This window comes from Pseudidiomarina sp. PP-1MA (assembly GCF_041200125.1).
Lineage (GTDB): Bacteria > Pseudomonadota > Gammaproteobacteria > Enterobacterales > Alteromonadaceae > Pseudidiomarina > Pseudidiomarina fusca.
Window position 1 is genome coordinate 634674 of the sequence record NZ_CP165718.1, and the last position, 19643, is coordinate 654316.

Consider the following 19643-nt stretch of genomic DNA (forward strand, 5'->3'; position numbering starts at 1 on the left):
ATGTATACCAATAGCAAAGTTGCTAAGTCTATCCGCTTAGCCCTGATGTTTGGTGGTGCTTCATTAGCATTATCAGGCACAGCTGCAGCACAAGACACGTCTGAAGACGAAGCCGGTGCTGAAGCCCAAGAACGCATTTCTGTAACAGGTTCACGCATCAAGCGTACCGACCTTGAAACCGCAAGCCCTATCTCAGTATTTACTGCTGCCGACCTTGAAGCATCAGGTTACGCTACGCTAGAAAAATTCGTACACTCGTTGCCATCAGTGAACGGTGCTGCGCAAGGCTCGAACGTAAACAACGGTAGTAACGGTAGCGCCACGGTATCATTGCGTGGTTTAGGTTCTGGCCGTACCTTGTTGTTGGTTAACGGTCGTCGTACTGCTTTCAGCGACATGAACTCTATCCCAATGGCTTACGTTGAGCGCGTTGAAGTGCTACGTGACGGTGCATCTACTGCATACGGTTCTGATGCGATCGCCGGGGTAATCAACTTTATCACCAAGCGTGACTTTGAAGGTGCTGAGTTTGTAGCTCAATACGACCTGACTGGCGAAGGCGACGGTGAAACTACCCGTATCGCTGCTACCGTAGGTACCTCAAGTGACCGTGGTAACGTGGTATTGTCGTTAGAATACACCAACCGTAACGAAATCTGGCAGGGCGATCGTGACTTCTCTGAATGCCCATTGTTCGATGACGGCGAAGGTGGTGTTTACTGTGGTGGTTCTGGTACTACTGCGATGGGTACTTGGACAACCGTATCTAATTCTTACAAAGGTTACGTAGTTGACCCAACCACAGGTGCACTGCGTCCATTTAACAATGCTACCGATGGCTTTAACTACGCTGCAGTAAGCTACATGGTTACGCCAATGGAAGTATTTAGCATCAACGGTGCTGCCACTTATGAATTAACACCAAGCACCACTGCCTTTATCGAAGGTGGTTTCACTAACCGTCAATCAGACCAGTTGATGGGTGCAGAGGGTACTTTCTGGGGCCAATTCGTTCCAGCAACTAACCCGTACAACCCAGTAGGTGAAGACCTTTACATCAACCGTCGTTTAGAAGAGTCTGGTGGCCGTGCGTTCACGCAAGACATGAACGACTATCGTATGGTTGCTGGTTTTGAAGGTTACCTAGACAATGGTTGGACGTGGGATGTGTCTTATAACTACACCCGCTTTGTTGATACCCGTGTTGACTACGGTCGTGCCAACGCAAATCGTTTCTTGAACTTAACTGATCCAGACTTGTGTGCTGATGATGCAGCTTGTCCAGGTGTGTGGAACCCGTTTGCACAAGGCACCTTAACTCAAGCGATGATGGATTATGCGTTCTTACCTAACTCTCCGGTAGTACGTGGCCAAACCAAACAGTTCTTGGCTAACATCTCTGGTGACTTGATGGGTATTGGTTTGCCAGCAGGCGATATCGCTTGGGCAGCCGGTGTTGAGAAACGTTGGGAAGACTACTTGTATCAACCAGACGGTGCTGCACTGATTGGTGAAATCTACTCAGTAGCTGGTGAGAAAACCGAAGGTCAGTACGATGTAACTGAAGCTTACCTTGAGCTTGACGTGCCATTATTGGCAGATATGCCAGGGGTTGAAGATTTAAGCTTGTCTGCAGCAGTACGTAGCTCAAACTACAGCTTCTTGGATTCAACCACGAACACCAAATTTGGTTTAGAGTACAAGCCGTTTGAAGGTTTGTTGGTTCGTGCGACTCGTGCTGATGGTTTCCGCGCGCCAGGTATTGGCGAGTTGTTCTCACCACAGCAAGAATCTAACTTAGCGTACAACGAGCCATGTAATGACTGGGGTACAAAAACCAACCAAGCGTTACGTGACAACTGTGCGTCAGAAGGCTTACCACAAGACTTCGAATTAGCATCTAACCAGTCTGCGTCATTGGTTGGTGGTAACCCAAATCTTGAGCCGGAAGAATCAGAAAGCTTAACCGTAGGTTTTGTTTACACGCCTGAGTTCATTGAGAACTTCAGTTTGGCCGTTGACTACTTCGATATCAAAATTGATAACGGCGTAGGTTCAATCGACACCAACACCATCGTGAATGGCTGTTATACCAGTGTTGATTTCAGCAGCCCATTGTGTGACCTGATCCTTGGTGCCGCAGAAATGGACCGTCCAGCTTACGGCCCAAATGCTCCAAATCGTGACATCCTTGGTGCCGTTTCTGGTATCGTAGCTAGCTTAGCTAACTTGTCTACCTTTGAAACTTCTGGTTATGACTTTGATGCAAACTGGTCGACTGACCTTGCTTCAGGTTTGTTGAAGTTACGTTTAGACGGTACTTACCTGAAAGACTACAGCTTTGTTTCTTCACCTGGTGCTGAGCCTACTCAGTATGCTGGCTACTATGCGGCTGACCAGTGGGAATCAAGCATTGCTGCATTCTCTAAAGTTCGTGCAAACTTCACCGCTACTTACGATATGGACAATGTGTCAGTATCTTGGGCAGCTCGTTACATGCAAGGTACTGATGACTTAAGTGGCGAGCCTACTTACACCAGCACCTATGCAGGTAGCGCGGTTTACCACGATTTGCAGGCAAGCTACATGTTAAACGAAACCACCACTATCAGTGGCGGTATCCGTAACATGTTTGACCGTCAGCCTCCATATACCACGAACAACCAAGACATGAACACCATTGCTACTTCTTATGACTTAGCAGGTGCGTACTGGTACGTTCGTTTAGGTATGAAGTTCTAAGCGTTGACAGTTCCGATGAAAAAAGCCAGCATGAATTTGCTGGCTTTTTTATTGGTGGCCTTTTTTCGAGAGCTTAAGGAGAGCAGGTGAAGCGTTCCCAGCAACCGCAAGCAGTGCTGCAGCAAGCACTGACACTGTATCAACAGCAGCAGTATCAAGCGGCGCTACCTTTGTTGCAGCAGCTTAGTCAACAGCTGCCTGAGCAGGCGTTGGTATGGCACGTGCAGGCCTTAACTCTGCGTAAGTTAGGACAGTTAACCGCGGCCGCACAAAGTTTTACGCGGGCTTTAAAGATAGCTCCTAAGCATCACGAAATTCTGAATAACTACGGTAATTTATTACGTCAACAGCAACGATATGAGCAAGCTCAGCAGCAATTTAGGTTGGCTTTACAAGCTCAGCCCAACTTTTTTGAGGCGCGCTATAACCTTGGTTTAACCGCTTTGGCACAGCAGCAGTTAGATGATGCCTTGGCTGCCTTTTTGACAGTGCTTAAACAGCAACCGCAGCATACGCAAGCGCGCTTAGCTGCAGCAGAAGCTTACCGCTTACAAGGGCGGGCGCAGCAAGCGCTGGAGCTCTTGCAAAAGAGCTTTCATGCTCAATCGGTGGCATTTTTACGCCAACGCGCGCTTGCGTTTTTTGCCTTAGATGAAGTCGACTTAGCCTATGCCGATATGCGGGCTGCACTTGCTTTGCAACCACGTCAGTTGGCGCTGCACGAAACTTTTTCAGACATGCGCTGGTTGCAGCAAGATAGCGATTGGCTGGGTAGCTATCACGAGCAATTAGCTGCTCATAACGACTGGCATGATCTACGTCTTGGGTTAACTCATCGATTAATCAAAGCTGAGCAATTTGAGCAGGCGGAGCAGACCTTACAGCCCTTGTTGCAATTAGACTCGGTGCCAGCGTCGGTATGGTTATTGCAAGGCCATTTAAAGCGTATGCAAGGGCAACTGGCCCGTGCAGAAGATTATTTGCAGCAAGCCTTAAGCTTGCAACCGGAGCATCAAGAAGCATTGTACGAGATGTTTGTGACTCAACTCGGGCAGCAGAACTATGTAGAGTGCTTGCAGCTGTCGCAAAAGTTGGTGACGTTAGCACCTGGGCATCAGGGCTGGTGGGCGATGCGTGCTACGGCGTTGAAAGCTAGTGGCGATTGGCAGGGCTATCAGCGTTTGTACGATTTCGCACGTTTCGTGCGCCCGTTTGCGTTAACTACCGCCGCAGACGGCGGGTTGTCTGATTTTAATCAAGGCTTGCTGGCTAAACTGGAGCGCCTGCATACGCAAAAACAACATCCGTTGCAGCAGTCGCTACGCAGTGGTACTCAAACCGACGGCCAGTTATTTCTTAATCAAGATGAAGATATTCAAGCGCTGAAGCAACAGATTTCAGCCGCGGTAACACAGTATATTGCCGAGCTACCCGATGACCCAGAGCATCCGTTTCTAAAGCGCAAAAGTGGGCGATTTAAGTACACTGGCGCCTGGAGTGTGCGGCTGAATTGTTCAGGCTTTCATCGTAATCATTATCATAGCGAAGGCTGGATCAGTGGCTGCTTCTATGTGTCGATTCCCAAGGCGGTAAACCATGACGGCCATGGCTGGATCAAGTTTGGCCAAGCGCAGTTGGATCCGACCTACATGGATGAACCTGACTATATTGTTAAACCACAAGCTGGCGTAGTGGTCTTGTTTCCGTCGATGATGTGGCATGGAACCGTGCCTTTTGCTGACGATGAATACCGCGTGACTGTGGCTTTTGATTTGGTGCCAGAGGAGTAACGATAAACATGTATTGGGGTGCTTTTAGTAAAGAACAGGAGCAGGGCGGCAGATTAAAACGCCATCCGCAAGCCGTTGAAATGCCCAAAGGCGAGATGTTTTTAGCGGCCATCACACAGATAGTGCGGGCCGAATACGGCTTTGTGAAAGCAGTAGACGAAGGTACAGCACAGGATGCCAAGGGGCAGCCGTTACCTTTGTTTACTTACCCTGCTATTGAATACTTGCAACAGTTTGATTATCGTCAGAAGCGAGTGTTTGAGTTTGGCGCCGGCGGCTCTACTAAGTTTTGGATGCAGCGGGCGCAGCAGGTGATGAGCGTCGAGAATAATGCCCAGTGGGTGCAAAAATTAAAGCCTGAACTCGCTGCTAATGTGACCTTGCTGCATGTTGATGGGGATGATTTTCCGTGGACCATTGAGCAGTACCAGCATGGCTTTGATGTGATTATTGTGGACAGCGCTGGTTACCGTTATGACTGTGCTAGTGCCGCCATAGGTAAGCTGAACCAAGGTGGCATGATCATTTTGGATAATGCTGATTGGCACCCTAATACGGCCAAGTTTTTACGCGAACAAGGCTTAATCGAAGTGGATTTTACGGGCTTTAAGCCAGGCGAATGCCACAGCTCGACCACGTCTGTGTTCCTTCATCGTGATTTTAATTTTACCAGTTTAGCTGCGACCCAACCTAGTTTTGGCATGGGCGCTAAATGGATTCATTCTGAGGCCTGGGATAAACCTTACGCACGCCGGCAGAAATAACTTTAAGAATTAGGTACCCTCATGACAGATGCAGTAACCACAGCAGAACTCCAACAACAACTAGTAACAGCTAGCGAACAAGGCGATTTACTGCAAGCGATTGGCTTGCTAGAGCGACTGATCCAAGCGGAGCCGAAGCAAGTTGGTTATCATGAACAACTGGGGCAAGCACTTCGCCAGTATTGTGATAGCGAAGCCAAGCAGCAGCAACTAACGGGCTTAGTAGAACAACAGCCTTATGCTTTTACTACGCGCTTGCTAGTGGCGCGCTTTGCTGAAATGCTAGGACAGCCTGAAGCTGCATTTTTGCATTACAGCCAAGCCATTAATACGGCGCAAAGCCTTGGCTTTTGGCTCAATGATGCATCTACTGCGCCTTGGTGTCGGCCGTTTGTGCAGCATGCGTTGAAAGTAAGTGCGCAGCAACGAATCGCCCAAGGCCAGCAATGGATTAGAGAGCTACAACGAGACTACGAGCAGCAAGATCTGGCGCGAGTGATTAAAGCCGTGCGCATGCATACGGGTGAAATCGCAGTTGAACATCATGACAAGCGCCAGTTACCCAGCTATTTTTACGTGCCGGATTTACCCGTAGCACCGCAATTTCCGCGCGAGGCGATGCCTTTTATTGATGAGTACGAAGCTGCCGCTGCCGGCATTCAGGCTGATCTGCATCGGGTATTAGAGACCCAAGCTGAGTTCCCGCGTTTTCAGTATCAAGGTGGCGAAGAGCAGTTAACCGAAGGCGGTAGCTGGGATGCGTTCTTCTTTTATCGACATGGTAAAGCCTTTACTGAAAACTTAGCCCAATGCCCAACCACGGCCTCGGTGCTAGATAGCTTACCCTTGTGTCGCATCCCTCTGCACTCGCCTGAAGTTTGTTTTTCTATTCTACGCCCCGGCGCTCATATTTTGCCCCATCGGGGCGTCACCAACCTGCGCTCGGTATTGCATTTGGGCTTAGATATTCCCACGGACTGCGCGTTGCATCTACCGGATATCACCGAGATACATTGGGACGAAGGCAAAGCCTTTGCGTTTGATGATACCTATTTGCATGAAGCATGGAATCGCAGCGACCGCACTCGAATTGTGTTGCTGGCAGATATCTGGAACCCGTACCTGACTGAGGTTGAGCGAGCTGCACTTACAGACGTGATGGTTAAGCTAGGAGAATTTAACCGCGCCGTTAAAGCGGTGGCGTAAATGGCGCTCTAGGTACCCAAGTAATACGAAAATTGGCGTTCCCGGCAGGATTTGAACCTGCGACCTGCCCCTTAGGAGGGGGCTGCTCTATCCAGCTGAGCTACGGGAACGCAGCCACAAAAAAACCGGCAGAAGCCGGCTTTTTCGTAACACGAAGTTAATCACACACCATGCAAGCAGATGCTTACAGTGCGTTGATTTTCGCGCTTAAACGGCTCTTATGACGAGCAGCTTTGTTCTTACCGATCAAACCTTTGGTCGCATAACGATCCAATACCGGTTGAAGGCCAGTAAATGCCTGCTGAGCAGCCGCTTTGTCGCCCGCTTCAATAGCAGCAATTACTTTTTTCAATTGGGTACGCATCATAGAGCGACGGCTCGCGTTGTGGCGACGGTTTTTTTCTGCTTGAACCGCACGCTTTTTAGCAGACTTAATGTTAGCCAAGGTGAACTCCTAAAATTCGTTATCAAAATGCATTGGTGTAATAGGGCGGGGAATATGCCTGTTTTTAGACCTAAAGTCAAGTGCGATATTAGCTATTAGCTATTCGATATTCGTAAACATAGGCTACCTTTATGATTGCAAAGGAGGCTGTCGTGTTTAAAAATTTGAAAGTATATGAGGTAGCCATAGACTTGGCTGTTCTTATCTATAAGATAACTGAAGTTTTTCCTGATTCAGAGCGGTTTGGTTTGGTAAGTCAAATGCGTCGCGCTGCCGTGTCTGTATCAAGTAATATTGCAGAAGGAGCAGGTCGAGGTTCGTATCGTGAACAGTTGCGCTTTTATTTTATTGCTAGAGGTTCACTCGCAGAACTTGAAACGCAGTTAGAGATAAGCTTCAGGCTTGGTTTTATAGATAGGCGGATGCAGGCAGAAACAAGCTTTGTTTATAAGCTGCTTAATGGCTTGATTAGGTCAACTAAAAAGCAAGAACTGGAGCAGTCAACGGCGACTGATATCCCTAATATCTAATAGCTAATAGCTAATAACGAAGTTGAGGTTACATTGTCTAAATCCCTTGCTAAATCTGGTTTAATCGTTAGCTTCATGACCCTTATTTCGCGGGTGCTGGGGTTGGCGCGTGATGTGGTGATTGCGAACTTGATGGGCGCGGGTGCGGCGGCGGATGTGTTCTTTTTTGCCAACAAGATTCCGAACTTTTTGCGGCGATTGTTTGCGGAGGGGGCGTTTGCGCAGGCGTTTGTGCCGGTGTTAACAGAATATAAGCAGGGCAAGACGCTGGATGAGCAGCGGCTGTTGATTGCGCGGGTAGCGGGCACGCTGGGTACCTTGGTGACAGTGGTTACTTTGGTGGGGGTGGTGCTGTCGCCGGTGGTAGCGGCGTTGTTTGGTACGGGTTGGTTTATTGATTGGTATTACGATGGGCCGCAGGGGCATAAGTTTGTGTTGGCGGCGGATTTGTTGCGGATTACCTTTCCGTATTTGTGGTTTATTACCTTTACGGCGCTGGCTGGGGCTATTTTAAATACCATTGGCAAGTTTGCGGTGGCAGCGTTTACGCCGGTATTTTTGAATATTGCGATTATTGTATTCGCGATCTGGTTGGGGCCGCAGTTAGAGCAGCCGGAATATGCGCTGGCGTGGGGTGTGTTTGTTGGTGGGGCGGTGCAGTTTTTGTTTCAGCTGCCGTTTTTGCGCCGTGCGGGATTGTTGGTGCGGCCGCGCTGGGGCTGGCGTGATCCTGGGGTGACTAAAATTCGGACCTTGATGATACCGGCGTTGTTTGGGGTGTCAGTGAGCCAGATTAATTTGCTGTTGGATACTTTCATTGCTTCGTTTTTGATGAGTGGGTCGATTAGCTGGCTGTATTACTCGGACCGGTTGTTGGAGTTTCCGCTGGGGTTGTTTGGGATTGCGATTGCGACTGTGATTTTGCCGGCGTTGAGTTCGCGGCATGTGGATAAATCGGCGGCGGAGTTTAGTCGCACCTTGGATTGGGGTATTCGGACGGTGGTGTTGCTGGGTTTGCCGGCAATGGCGGGGCTGATCGTGTTGGCCGAGCCGATGCTGATGGTGCTGTTTATGCGCGGTGAGTTTACGCCTGAGGATGCGCGGTTGGCGTCGTACAGTTTGTTTGCCTACGGTTCTGGTTTGTTGAGTTTTATGTTGGTGAAGGTGTTGGCGACGGGATTTTATTCGCGCCAGGATACCAAGCGTCCGGTTAAGTACGGGATCATCGCCATGGTGACTAACATGGTGTTCAATTTGGTGTTTGCGATTCCGTTTGGTTATGTGGGTTTGGCCATTGCTACGTCGTTGTCGGCGGCAGTGAATGCGGGTTTGTTGGGCTATAATCTGTGGCGCGATGGGGTGCTGAAGCGTTATCCCGGTACTTTGACGTATTTCGTGAAAGTGGCGCTGGCCGTGGCTGCGATGGTGGCGGTGGTGTTGTACTTGGCGCCGCAGCGAGATTGGTGGTTGACGGTAGAATTTATGGATAGGGTGTGGCAGTTGGCGGTATTAATTGGCGCTGGTGCGGGCACTTATGTATTGGTATTGTTGCTGTTAGGCGTGGCTAAAGGGCATAAGCTGTTAGCGAAGGGCCGGTAGCATCATTCACGTAGGATAATTGGAGCCGGCGCTAAGTGGTTTAGCTGGTGTGGTTTGACCCTTGCTGCTGTAACAGGATGTTTTCATGAAAATGTATTCTCTTCTTATGCTGCTACCCCTGCTATTTAGTATGGCGGTTAGCATATCGGCTAGCGCTGCTGACGATGCTGTGGCAAGCGCTGAGCAGCCGCAGTTGCCGGAGCACTCGCGGTTAGTCAGCACTACTGCAGGGCAGTTTCATGTACGGGCGATGGGGCTGGAGAACAGTGGCCCAGCGGTGGTTTTGTTAGCGGGACCAAATCATAACTATCACAGTGATAGTGCGTGGTTCGCAGCCTTGCAGCCGTTGTTGGCGCAGCAGTATCGAGTGTATAGCGTTGACCGGCTTGGTAATGCCTTGAGTAGCTATAGCGAGGAGGTGTCCTATCGCCGCTTTGCCGATGATTTGGCCTTGGTGCTGCAGCAATTAGGTGAAACCGAGTTGGCCGTGGTGGCGTTTGCCAGTGCCAGTATCAGTGCGCGTTGGTTTTATCAGTCCTATCAGCAGCAATTTGCCATTCAAGCCATGCTGTACATTGACCCTGACATTCCTTTACCCCATTCGTTGAGTTTGTATCAGGGCTATCCGGCTGACTGGTATGAGGCGAATCTGGATAAGTTGCTACCGCATTTGGCGGCGGGCAATTGGACCGCGAGAACGCAGGAAAAACTTGAGGCTGAGCATCAACATGTGCGCGACCTCGTAGCGCAAGATTCGAGTGTGATGGATTGGAGCTACTTTGAACAGATCATGCAGTTGCGCTTGCTGGTACCGCAGCAACAGACGCGGGCGCGTGAGATAGCGGCCTACCGTGCGGACATAGAAAGTTATGCCTCGCTAGCCATGATTACTAAGATACCTGTGAGTGTTATAGACAGTGATTTCGAGCAGCAGGAGATTGCAGCTGCAGCGGATGACGCCGAGCTGGTGGCAGCCCTGCAACAGTGGCAGCGCGAAGGCAGTGCTTGGAGTGCTGAGCAGGCCAAGATTTCTGGCGGGCAGTATATTCCGTTGTCTGATAGTGACCATCTGGTGCCACTACAGCACCCACAGGTTGTCGAAAAAGCTCTAACTAAGCTACTCAACGCCGACGGCGATGAGCATTAACTACACCGCAACATCTTGATGAGGTGCTTGAGCGATCAGCTACTCGAGCTGGTATTAATGAGTCTTTAGTGTCTGGTTAGCCTTTGGTGAGCCTGTTATAATCGCCACTTTGTTAATCATTTACGTTAATCATTTACGTTAATAATTTACCGAATCACCAGTAACGATAGGCTCACTACGTTCTCATGCAGTTAATTCGCGGAATACATAATATTCGCTCTATCCACCGTGGGTGTGTGCTCACTATTGGTAATTTTGATGGGGTACACTTAGGCCATCAAGCGGTGCTGGCGCAAGTTAAGCAACAGGCGCAAGAGCGCGGTGTTGCAGCCACCGTGATGACCTTTGAGCCACAACCGCAAGAATTGTTTCAGCCGGATAAAGCACCGGCGCGCTTGACCAATCTGCGCGAAAAACATCAAGCGTTGCGAGCCCAAGGGATTGATCGCCATATTGTGATTGAGTTTAATCGTAAGTTTGCTAATTTGCCGGCGGCTGATTTTATTGAGCAGGTGTTGGTGGCAAAACTCGGTGTGAAATTTTTAGTGGTGGGTGATGATTTTCGCTTTGGCCACGGGCGCACAGGTGATTTTGCGATGTTACAGCGGGCTGGCGCCGAATTTGGTTTTGCAGTGGTCGATACGCAAAGTTATCGGCAGCAGCAACAGCGAGTGAGCAGCACCGCCATTCGTCAAGCCCTCGCAGAAGGTGACTTTGCTGCAGCCGAGGCCATGTTAGGTCGCCCCTTTGCTTTTGCTGGGCGGGTGGTGCATGGTGAAAAAAAAGGCCGGACGATAGGCTTTCCTACTGCTAATCTGCAACTGAAGCGTTTACACTCTCCGTTACGAGGTGTTTTTGCCGTGCAGGTGCAAACCAATGATGGCAAAATGCATGCTGGCGTTGCTAATATTGGGCGTAGACCAACGCTTAATGGCGAGCGGGTACAGCTTGAGGTGCACTTGTTTGATTTTACCGGCGACTTGTACGGGCAACAGTTGCAGGTGGTGCCGCGGCATTTTATCCGTGCTGAACAAAAGTTCGCTGACTTTGCTGCGTTGCAGCAACAAATAGAGCGTGATGCTCGCGCTGCGCGCGAGCTTCGGCCGTGATTCGGCGGTGATTCGTCCGCGCTCTGTTCGTGGTTCGTCCGCTTCGCTGTTCGTCCGCGTTGCTGTTCGTGCTTCGTCCGCTTCGCTGTTCGAACAGTGCGAAGCACGGACGAATAACGAATCACGAACAGTGCGAAGCACGGACGAATAACGAACAGTGAACGAAGTGAACGCACGAACAACGCTTCTCAAACCCAAAAATTGAAATAAGTCATGGGGCACAAAACACCCCAGAAAAAGGAACAGAAATAATGACCGACTATAAACACACGCTGAATCTGCCGGAAACAGAGTTTCCGATGCGCGGGAATTTGGCGCAGCGCGAGCCGCAGATGCTAGAGCAGTGGTATGCCGACGACTTGTACGGCAAGATTCGTGCCGCTAAAGCGGGTAAGCCGGTGTTTATTTTGCACGATGGCCCTCCGTATGCGAACGGCAGCATTCACATTGGTCATGCGGTTAATAAAATTTTGAAAGATATGATCGTGAAGGCGAAAACCCTTAGCGATTTTGATGCGCCTTATGTTCCTGGCTGGGATTGTCATGGCTTGCCGATTGAGCTGCAAGTAGAGAAAAAGTATGGCAAGCCGGGTAAAAAATTGACCGTTGCTGAGTTTCGGCAGCATTGTCGCGACTATGCGTTAACGCAAGTAGATGGTCAGCGTGAAGATTTTAAACGTTTGGGTGTGTTTGGTGATTGGGATAATCCTTATCTAACCATGAACCCGCAACAAGAAGCGGATAGCATTCGGGCGTTGGGTAAGATCATTGCTAATGGTCATTTACAGCAGGGCTTTAAGCCAGTGCATTGGTGTACTGACTGTGGTTCAGCCTTGGCGGAGGCCGAAGTAGAGTATCAAGATAAGCGTTCACCAGCTATCGATGTAGGTTTTGCAGCGGTTGACCAAGCCCAGTTGGTAGCGGCCTTTGATCATCCGCAAGACCACGCCGGTGAAGGCGAAGTGCAGGTGGTGATTTGGACGACCACGCCTTGGACTATTCCGGCCAACCGGGCCATTTCGCTGCATCCAAGTTTGGATTATAGCTTGGTGCAGGTTGAGGCTACGGCAGAGCGGCCGGCGCTGCGCTTGGTGTTGGCTGATGATTTGGTGACCAGTGCGATGGCGCGTTGGGGTATTGAGCATTACCACAAACTTGGCTTTGCCAAGGGCCAGGCGTTAGAAAATATGTTGGTGCAACATCCGTTATTTGCGGACGTGCAGGTGCCTTTAATTTTGGGTGAGCATGTCACCACTGAATCGGGTACGGGTTGTGTACACACGGCACCAGGCCATGGTGTGGATGACTTTATTGTTGGTCAGCGCTACGGCATTGAGGTGTATAACCCAGTGGGTGACAACGGCGTCTATAAAGATGACACACCGATGTTTGCTGGTCAGCACGTGATGAAAGCTAACGACAACATCGTTGAGGCGTTAAAAGAAGCCGGCAAGTTAGTTCACCATGAGGCCTATCAGCACTCGTATCCGCATTGCTGGCGGCACAAAACCCCGATCATTTTCCGTGCTACGCCACAGTGGTTTATCAGCATGGATAAGCAAGGGCTGCGCAGCACAGCGTTAGAGCAAATTAAACAAGTACGTTGGGTACCAGAGTGGGGCCAAAGCCGTATTGAAAGTATGGTGGAAGGTCGTCCGGATTGGTGTATCTCGCGCCAACGCACTTGGGGTAACCCGATTGCAGTGTTTGTGCGGCGTGACAACGATGAGTTGCATCCGCGTACACTGGAACTGATTGAAGAAGTCGCTAAGCGAGTAGAACAAACTGGTATCCAGGCTTGGTTTGATTTAGATGCAGCAGAGCTACTCGGTGACGAGGCAGCGGATTATCGCAAAGTAACCGATACCTTGGATGTATGGTTTGACTCGGGCGTAACGCACGAAGCTGTGCTGCAAAAAACACCGGGCTTACAGTGGCCAGCTGATTTGTATCTAGAGGGTTCGGACCAGCATCGTGGTTGGTTCCAGTCGTCGTTGTTAACGGGCGTGGCTATGTATCAACAAGCGCCTTATAAGCAAGTACTGACCCATGGTTTTACCGTAGATGGACAAGGACGGAAAATGTCCAAGTCGATCGGTAACGTGGTAGCGCCGCAAGAGGTCATGAATAAGCTAGGTGGTGACATTCTGCGCTTGTGGGTAGCTGCAACGGATTATTCCGGTGAAATGACGGTATCTGATGAAATCTTGAAGCGTGCAGCCGATAGCTATCGACGCATTCGTAATACGGCGCGTTTCTTGTTGGCTAATATCAATGAGTTTGAGCCAAGCCAACACGCGGTCGCAGCTGCTGAGATGGTTGCTATTGATAAATGGATTGTGGCGCGTGCTGTTAGTTTGCAAAATGAATTATTGGCCGCGTTAGACGATTATCAATTTCATGTGGTGGTGCAAAAGCTGATGCACTTCTGCTCGATTGAACTTGGTAGTTTCTACTTAGACGTGATTAAAGATCGTCAGTACACGGCAAAACGCGACAGTGTAGCGCGTCGTTCATGTCAGACGGCCTTGTATCATATTGCCGAAATGCTGGTACGCTGGTTAGCACCGATTTGTAGCTTTACTGCCCAAGAAATTTGGGATGCCTTGCCGCGTCAATTAGCCGATGGCGAGGCTCGTCAGCACTATGTCTTTACCGAGAGTTGGTATCGGGCTGCTGAATCTATCACAGTGACTGCGGCAGATAACGAATTGTGGCAGACCGTGTTGGCGGTTCGTGATGAAGTGAACCGTACCCTTGAGCAAGCGCGTCGCGACGAGGTGATTGGTGGTTCGTTGCAAGCTGAAGTAACGGTTTATGCGGTAGCAGATATTGCCAGCCAGTTAGCGAGCTTAGGTGATGAGTTGCGATTTGCCTTTATTACCTCTGCGGTGACTGTCGAAACCGTGACCTCTGCCCCAGCGGGTGCAGCGGCTACTGATTTAGCAGGGGTGTGGGTGCAAGTAGCGAAAGCAGCAGCACAGAAGTGTGACCGTTGTTGGCACCACCGCCCTGAAGTGGGCACCATTGCGGCGCATCCAACCCTTTGTTCGCGCTGCGTAACTAACGTTGAAGGTGCAGGTGAGGAGCGTCATTTTGCCTAGTAAGCCGATAGATTTGCAAAAGCGTGCCAGTGGCTTACGCTTTTTGTGGTTAACCTTGCTACTTATTGTGCTGGATCAATTTACTAAGCAGTGGGTGATCCGGGTGTTTGATTTGTACGAAAGCATAGAGATAATGCCGTACTTAAATTTCACCTACGTACGCAACATGGGTGCAGCTTTCAGTTTTTTGAGTGATCAAGGTGGTTGGCAGCGCTGGTTATTCACCGGCTTGGCTATTGCCGTGAGCTTGGTGTTATTGGTGTGGTTGCGCCGTAATCCGGTCGGGTTATGGCGGCAGAACCTCGCCTTTACGCTGATTTTAGCGGGCGCTATTGGCAATGTGATTGATCGCATCATTTATGGCTATGTTATCGATTTTATCGATGTTTATGTGAATGAGTGGCATTGGCCAGCATTTAACATTGCCGACATGGCCATTACTATTGGGGCTGTATTGATGTTGCTAGAAGCGTTTTTTGAACAGCGTCAAGAGCCCGCGGGGCAGGAGTCAAAATAATGATCAGTCGTCTCCCGATCGAACACGGTCGTGAAGTGATTATGCACTTTACCATTAAGTTGAGTGATAACTCAGTAGCCGATAGCACCAAGATGACCGGTAAACCGGCTAAGTTTCGGATGGGCGATGGTTCGTTAACTGAAAATTTTGAAGCCTGTTTGGTTGGGCTCAAAGCAGGCGATGAGCGTGAGTTTACGCTCGAGGCCAAAGATGCCTTTGGCGAACCTAATCGCGACAACTATTATCAAGTGGATACCACTAAGTTTGGCGCTGAGCGACCCGAAGTAGGAATGATTTTTACTTTCCCGCAACCCGACGGCACAGAGTTGCCTGGTATTGTGCGTAGTATCAATGACCAGTTTGTGACCATTGATTTTAATCATCCGTTGGCGGGCCAGCAGGTACGTTTTGCGGTTGAGATTATTGAAGTGAATCCTTAAGAACAACGCACTTGGAGTTTTAAAATGAATATTGTGCTGGCGAATCCGCGTGGGTTTTGTGCTGGGGTAGATCGAGCCATTACTATTGTAGAGCGCGCGTTGGAAATTTTTGAGCCGCCGATTTATGTGCGTCACGAAGTGGTGCACAACAAATACGTGGTGGACTCGTTGCGGGCTAGTGGCGCAGTGTTTGTGGATGAATTACATGAAGTGCCAGACAACAGCATTGTGATTTTCTCTGCGCATGGGGTCTCGCAGGCGGTACGCCAAGAAGCCAAGGACCGCGGCTTGCAGGTGTTTGATGCCACTTGTCCATTGGTCACCAAAGTGCATATGGAAGTAACGCGGGCGAGCCGTAAAGGCCATGAGTGTGTGTTGATAGGTCATGCTGGGCACCCAGAAGTAGAAGGCACCATGGGCCAATACAATAACGCCAAAGGCGGTATTTATTTGGTTGAGTCTGTTGCTGATGTGGCAACCCTTGAGGTGAAAAATCCGCAGCAACTCCATTACATGAGTCAAACCACCTTATCGGTAGACGATACCGCTGATGTGATTGATGCGTTGCGGGCCAAGTTTCCGGATATTCAGGGGCCGCGTAAAGATGATATTTGCTATGCCACGCAGAACCGGCAAGATGCAGTGCGTGAGTTGGCTGCCGAAGTTGATTTGTTATTGGTGGTGGGCGCGCGCAATAGCTCCAACTCAAATCGCCTGCGCGAGTTGGCTGAGAAAATGGGCACAGTATCGCATTTGATTGACGATGCCAGCTGTATCGATAAGAGCTGGTTGGATGGCGTGCAGGCGGTTGGCGTGACTGCTGGCGCTTCGGCCCCCGAGGTGTTGGTGCGTGACGTGATCAAACAGCTACAAGCTTGGGGCGGCAATCAGGTTGAAGAACGCAGTGGCCGCGAAGAGAACATTACTTTTTCTATCCCTCCTGAATTACGTGTGGTTGAAGTAAACTAACAGCTTTGCCGCTAGCCTTGTGCTAGCGGCCCAAACTCCTTGGAAGGAGATGGCAAAGATGGGATCGGGCTTTAAAGAAGACCATTGTAACCAACCTAAAGCTTCCCACCAACGCCCTTAAATTTATCAACAAACGCCGAAATCTTCTGGAATACTGTTTGCTTCTTGGTACGGTACTCGGGGTTCAGCGGGCTTAGTTTCGGAAGTGTTGAATTCAGCTCGGTGCCGTTCTCGCTGGCGTATTCGCGGCGTAATGACGCTGCTATGTAGCGCTTGGCGGCGTCTTCGTTAAGGTTCTCTGAACGAATAAGCTCTTCGGCTTCGCGATCACGTTCCGCTTGCGCGAACCTATAGAAATCATCAATGATTTCCGACTTGTCTGGTATCGCATCTAATTCAGTTTGGTTAATAAACTTAACCACCAAGCTTTCTTTGGCGCGGTTGCCAAGGCTAGCTCGAATCAAACGGCGAACTTCTTCAATCAAATCACCTTTGCTTTTGTTTTTCTTGTTCTGCTCGAATATCAGTTCAAGAATGTAGTCGAGGTTAATTTCCTGCGATTTTAGCAAGTCGATTTCAAACTCGATATCGTCCCAGTCAATCGTTGACTGTGCTTGGTTCTCGGCTGATTTCTCGCGGCGTATCCAGTCGCGAATATCGTTATAGGTCGAGCGATAATCCTGCACCTTGCGTTCAGGCGGTATGCGAATCGTTTGTAACGTCGCAATATCGTCGTCGCTTAAGTGATGCTCAATCTTGAACGCTTCAACAGCTTCTGCATCGCTCGTATCAATGGTCTGCAACGCTTTTAAGCTGGCAAATTCATCGTAGTTTTGCAGGATATTTTCAACACGCAAATACTCACCAAATAACTTGGCGAAGTCTTTCTTGTCTTTCTCGAGCTCAATTTCATCGGGGTTCGGAAAACGCTGTTCAAGCTCGGAAACCACCTCCATAAAACCACGTCGCGCTTGCCCTGTCACGAGGTCCGTGAAGCCCTCCATGTACTCTGTGTAGCTCTTTTCGAGCACCACGTTCTTGGTATTCTTATCACCAAATAAAGTGATGGCATCAATGGTCGCTTTCTCCAAATCACGGAAGGTCACGATATTGCCGAAAGTCTTCGTAGCATCGTAAATACGATTGGTGCGCGAATAGGCTTGAATAAGTCCGTGGTAACGCAGGTTCTTATCCACAAACAAGGTATTCAGTGTCGGTGCATCAAAACCGGTGAGGAACATACCCACCACAATCAGCAAATCAATTTCTTGGTTCTTCACGCGCTTGGCGAGATCGCGGTAATAATTTTGAAAGCCGTTGCTGTCCACACCATAGTTGGATTGAAACATGGCGTTGTAATCAGCAATCGCTGCGCTCAGAAACTCCTTACCGCTGCTATTCATAGCGGAGACTTCAAAGCTTTCATCCGGTATCTCACCGATGGAATCTTGCTCCTCATTCGCGGCGAACGAGAAAATGGCCGCGACGCGCAAAGGTCGCTCGACATCTTGCTGCAGTTGTTTAAACGCCTCGTAGTAGGCTTTTGCGGCATCAACGCTGCTGACCGCGAACATGGCATTAAAACCTCGCCCGCCCGCCTTCATGCGGTGCGTTTTTTGGCGAAAGTGGGTCAGTATGTAGTGGGTGATTTCCCGAATACGTTCCGGGTGTAGTAATGCCTGTTTATTTTCCGCTGCACTGAGTTTTTTCTCGTCCTGCTCGGTTTCAATTTGCCGGAACTGCGGGCGTACGTCGTTGTAGTCCACTTTGAACTTAAGCACTTTATCGTTGCGAATGGCATCAGTGATGGTGTACGAGTGCAATTCGTGGCCAAACACTGATCTAGTAGTCTCAGCGCCTAATGCATTCTGTGGAAATATCGGCGTGCCGGTAAAACCAAACTGATAATAGCGCTTAAATTTCTTCTGTAAGTTCTTCTGCGCTTCACCAAACTGACTGCGGTGACACTCGTCAAAAATAAACACCACCTGCTGACGATAAACCGGCAAATCACGCTCGGTTTTCATCAGGTTATTCAGCTTTTGAATGGTGGTCACAATGATTTTGTTGTCGTCCAAGCTCAAATTACGCTTAAGGCCTGCGGTGCTATCCGAGCCATTCACGCTATCCGGTGAGAAGCGCTGATATTCCTTCATGGTCTGGTAATCGAGATCTTTACGGTCCACCACGAAGAATACTTTGTCGATAAAATCGAGTTCGGTCGCTAAGCGTGCTGCTTTAAAGCTGGTTAATGTTTTCCCCGAGCCTGTGGTGTGCCAGATATAGCCGCCAGCATCGGTTGAACTCCATTGCTTGGCCTGAAACGCGCTCTTAATCTTCCACAAGATGCGCTCTGTGGCGGCAATTTGATAAGGCCGCATCACCAGCAGGGTGTCGCTTACATCAAACACTGAGAAGTGCAGTAATACTTTGAGCAAGGTCTCTTTTTGAAAGAAGGTCGCAGTAAAGTCTTTGAGATCTTTAATCAAGCCGTTGTCGGATTTCGCCCAGTTCATGGTGAAATCAAAGGTGTTCTTGTTACGCTTGACGGTGTTGGCAAAGTAGCGCGTATCGGTGCCGTTTGAAATAACAAACAACTGCAAATACTTAAACAATGAGCTTTCGGCATTGAAGCTTTCTTTGCTGTAGCGGTGCACTTGGTTAAAGGCTTCACGAATAGCCACACCGCGTTTTTTCAGTTCAATTTGCACGAGTGGCAGGCCGTTCACCAAAATGGTGACGTCGTAACGATTCGCATGCGAACCCGTTTGTTCAAACTGCTTGATCACCTGCACTTTGTTGCGCGCAATATTCTTTTTATCGACCAGATAGATGTTTTGAATACGACTATCATCAAACACGAAGTCTTCAATGTAATCGTCATGAATTTTTCGGGTTTTATCGGTGATGCTGTCGCTTGGTCTATCAAGGTAGGTTTCAACAAAACGCGTCCACTCGCCGTCTGAAAATTCAACGCTATTCAACGTTTGTAATTGCACGCGCACGTTGGCAAGCATCGCCATTGGGTTATTCAGGCCGGGCACATACTCATAGCCCTGATTCACTAAATCTTGAATCAACTCACGCTCTAAATCACTCTCGCTTTGGTAGCTTTCAGCAACTTCATATTGCTTGGTGTACTTATCTAAAACGATAAAGTGTTTTGACTCGGCTATGGGTTTGTAGGTGGTCATTCCTTTGTTTCCTTTTTCTGCAGCAGCTTTCTCACTTCGCAGCTATTTTTATTGTTATCGAACTGTTTCCAATTTGGAAAGAGTTGC

The 19643-nt window shown here is 49.3% G+C and carries 14 protein-coding genes and 1 tRNA gene; 12 read left to right on the forward strand and 3 right to left on the reverse strand.

Annotation, left to right across the window (positions count from 1 at the left end; genetic code table 11):
• The 4 genes from AB8S08_RS02910 to AB8S08_RS02925 all read left to right on the forward strand — a co-directional run bounded on the left by AB8S08_RS02910 (nt 1) and on the right by AB8S08_RS02925 (nt 6502).
• Nucleotides 1-2742, forward strand: a complete 2742-nt coding sequence (locus AB8S08_RS02910) for a TonB-dependent receptor plug domain-containing protein (protein ID WP_369743501.1) — start codon at nt 1-3, stop codon at nt 2740-2742.
• Nucleotides 2743-2828: 86 nt separating this feature from the next.
• On the forward strand, nt 2829-4532 hold the full coding sequence (locus AB8S08_RS02915) for a tetratricopeptide repeat protein (RefSeq protein WP_369743503.1): 1704 nt from the start codon (nt 2829-2831) through the stop codon (nt 4530-4532).
• 8 nt (nt 4533-4540) lie between these two features.
• Complete coding sequence (locus tag AB8S08_RS02920; RefSeq protein ID WP_153825948.1) at nt 4541-5296, forward strand: SAM-dependent methyltransferase; 756 nt, start codon at nt 4541-4543, stop codon at nt 5294-5296.
• A gap of 21 nt (nt 5297-5317) precedes the next feature.
• Nucleotides 5318-6502 carry an aspartyl/asparaginyl beta-hydroxylase domain-containing protein gene (locus tag AB8S08_RS02925; RefSeq protein WP_369743505.1) on the forward strand — a complete coding sequence of 395 codons (1185 nt, stop codon included), beginning with the start codon at nt 5318-5320 and terminating at the stop codon, nt 6500-6502.
• A gap of 33 nt (nt 6503-6535) precedes the next feature.
• On the opposite strand, the gene AB8S08_RS02930 is transcribed toward AB8S08_RS02925, so the two are convergent.
• Together AB8S08_RS02930 and rpsT are read right to left on the reverse strand one after the other, a co-directional pair.
• Nucleotides 6536-6612: transfer RNA gene (locus AB8S08_RS02930), tRNA-Arg, on the reverse strand.
• Nucleotides 6613-6686: 74 nt separating this feature from the next.
• Entirely contained in the window at nt 6687-6947 is a 261-nt protein-coding gene (gene rpsT / locus AB8S08_RS02935) for a 30S ribosomal protein S20 (protein ID WP_110076084.1), read from the reverse strand.
• A 131-nt stretch (nt 6948-7078) separates the two neighbouring features.
• Here rpsT and AB8S08_RS02940 point away from each other — a divergent pair, with 131 nt between their 5' ends.
• The 8 genes from AB8S08_RS02940 to ispH all read left to right on the forward strand — a co-directional run bounded on the left by AB8S08_RS02940 (nt 7079) and on the right by ispH (nt 16362).
• Nucleotides 7079-7477, forward strand: a complete 399-nt coding sequence (locus AB8S08_RS02940; RefSeq protein WP_369743507.1) for a four helix bundle protein — start codon at nt 7079-7081, stop codon at nt 7475-7477.
• A gap of 33 nt (nt 7478-7510) precedes the next feature.
• Nucleotides 7511-9076 (forward strand): murein biosynthesis integral membrane protein MurJ, encoded by a 1566-nt coding sequence (gene murJ / locus AB8S08_RS02945; protein ID WP_369743508.1) that lies wholly within the window; start codon nt 7511-7513, stop codon nt 9074-9076.
• An 85-nt stretch (nt 9077-9161) separates the two neighbouring features.
• Entirely contained in the window at nt 9162-10223 is a 1062-nt protein-coding gene (locus AB8S08_RS02950; protein WP_369743510.1) for an alpha/beta fold hydrolase, read from the forward strand.
• Between the two features lie 185 nt (nt 10224-10408).
• A complete protein-coding gene (ribF, locus tag AB8S08_RS02955) occupies nt 10409-11332 on the forward strand; it encodes a bifunctional riboflavin kinase/FAD synthetase (protein ID WP_313932529.1) in 924 nt (307 codons plus the stop codon).
• Nucleotides 11333-11583: 251 nt separating this feature from the next.
• Complete coding sequence (ileS, locus tag AB8S08_RS02960; RefSeq protein ID WP_369743512.1) at nt 11584-14436, forward strand: isoleucine--tRNA ligase; 2853 nt, start codon at nt 11584-11586, stop codon at nt 14434-14436.
• Between the two features lie 7 nt (nt 14437-14443).
• A complete protein-coding gene (gene lspA, locus AB8S08_RS02965) occupies nt 14444-14953 on the forward strand; it encodes a signal peptidase II (protein WP_110076100.1) in 510 nt (169 codons plus the stop codon).
• Nucleotides 14953-15393, forward strand: a complete 441-nt coding sequence (gene fkpB, locus AB8S08_RS02970) for an FKBP-type peptidyl-prolyl cis-trans isomerase (RefSeq protein WP_153825940.1) — start codon at nt 14953-14955, stop codon at nt 15391-15393. The genes lspA and fkpB overlap by 1 nt, the downstream gene beginning before the upstream one ends.
• A gap of 24 nt (nt 15394-15417) precedes the next feature.
• Nucleotides 15418-16362, forward strand: a complete 945-nt coding sequence (gene ispH, locus AB8S08_RS02975) for a 4-hydroxy-3-methylbut-2-enyl diphosphate reductase (RefSeq protein ID WP_110076090.1) — start codon at nt 15418-15420, stop codon at nt 16360-16362.
• Nucleotides 16363-16457: 95 nt separating this feature from the next.
• On the opposite strand, the gene AB8S08_RS02980 is transcribed toward ispH, so the two are convergent.
• Nucleotides 16458-19556 carry a type I restriction endonuclease subunit R gene (locus tag AB8S08_RS02980; protein WP_369743514.1) on the reverse strand — a complete coding sequence of 1033 codons (3099 nt, stop codon included), beginning with the start codon at nt 19554-19556 and terminating at the stop codon, nt 16458-16460.
• Nucleotides 19557-19643: the final 87 nt, after the last annotated feature.

Bases quoted from the DNA above. Each gene is read 5' to 3' on its own strand.
- AB8S08_RS02910 (WP_369743501.1), top strand. From the start codon at position 1: ATGTATACCAATAGCAAAGTTGCTAAGTCTATCCGCTTAGCCCTGATG.
- AB8S08_RS02920 (WP_153825948.1), top strand. From the start codon at position 4,541: ATGTATTGGGGTGCTTTTAGTAAAGAACAGGAGCAGGGCGGCAGATTA.
- AB8S08_RS02925 (WP_369743505.1), top strand. From the start codon at position 5,318: ATGACAGATGCAGTAACCACAGCAGAACTCCAACAACAACTAGTAACA.
- AB8S08_RS02940 (WP_369743507.1), top strand. From the start codon at position 7,079: ATGATTGCAAAGGAGGCTGTCGTGTTTAAAAATTTGAAAGTATATGAG.
- AB8S08_RS02950 (WP_369743510.1), top strand. From the start codon at position 9,162: ATGAAAATGTATTCTCTTCTTATGCTGCTACCCCTGCTATTTAGTATG.
- ribF (WP_313932529.1), top strand. From the start codon at position 10,409: ATGCAGTTAATTCGCGGAATACATAATATTCGCTCTATCCACCGTGGG.
- ileS (WP_369743512.1), top strand. From the start codon at position 11,584: ATGACCGACTATAAACACACGCTGAATCTGCCGGAAACAGAGTTTCCG.
- fkpB (WP_153825940.1), top strand. From the start codon at position 14,953: ATGATCAGTCGTCTCCCGATCGAACACGGTCGTGAAGTGATTATGCAC.
- ispH (WP_110076090.1), top strand. From the start codon at position 15,418: ATGAATATTGTGCTGGCGAATCCGCGTGGGTTTTGTGCTGGGGTAGAT.
- AB8S08_RS02980 (WP_369743514.1), bottom strand. From the start codon at position 19,556: ATGACCACCTACAAACCCATAGCCGAGTCAAAACACTTTATCGTTTTA.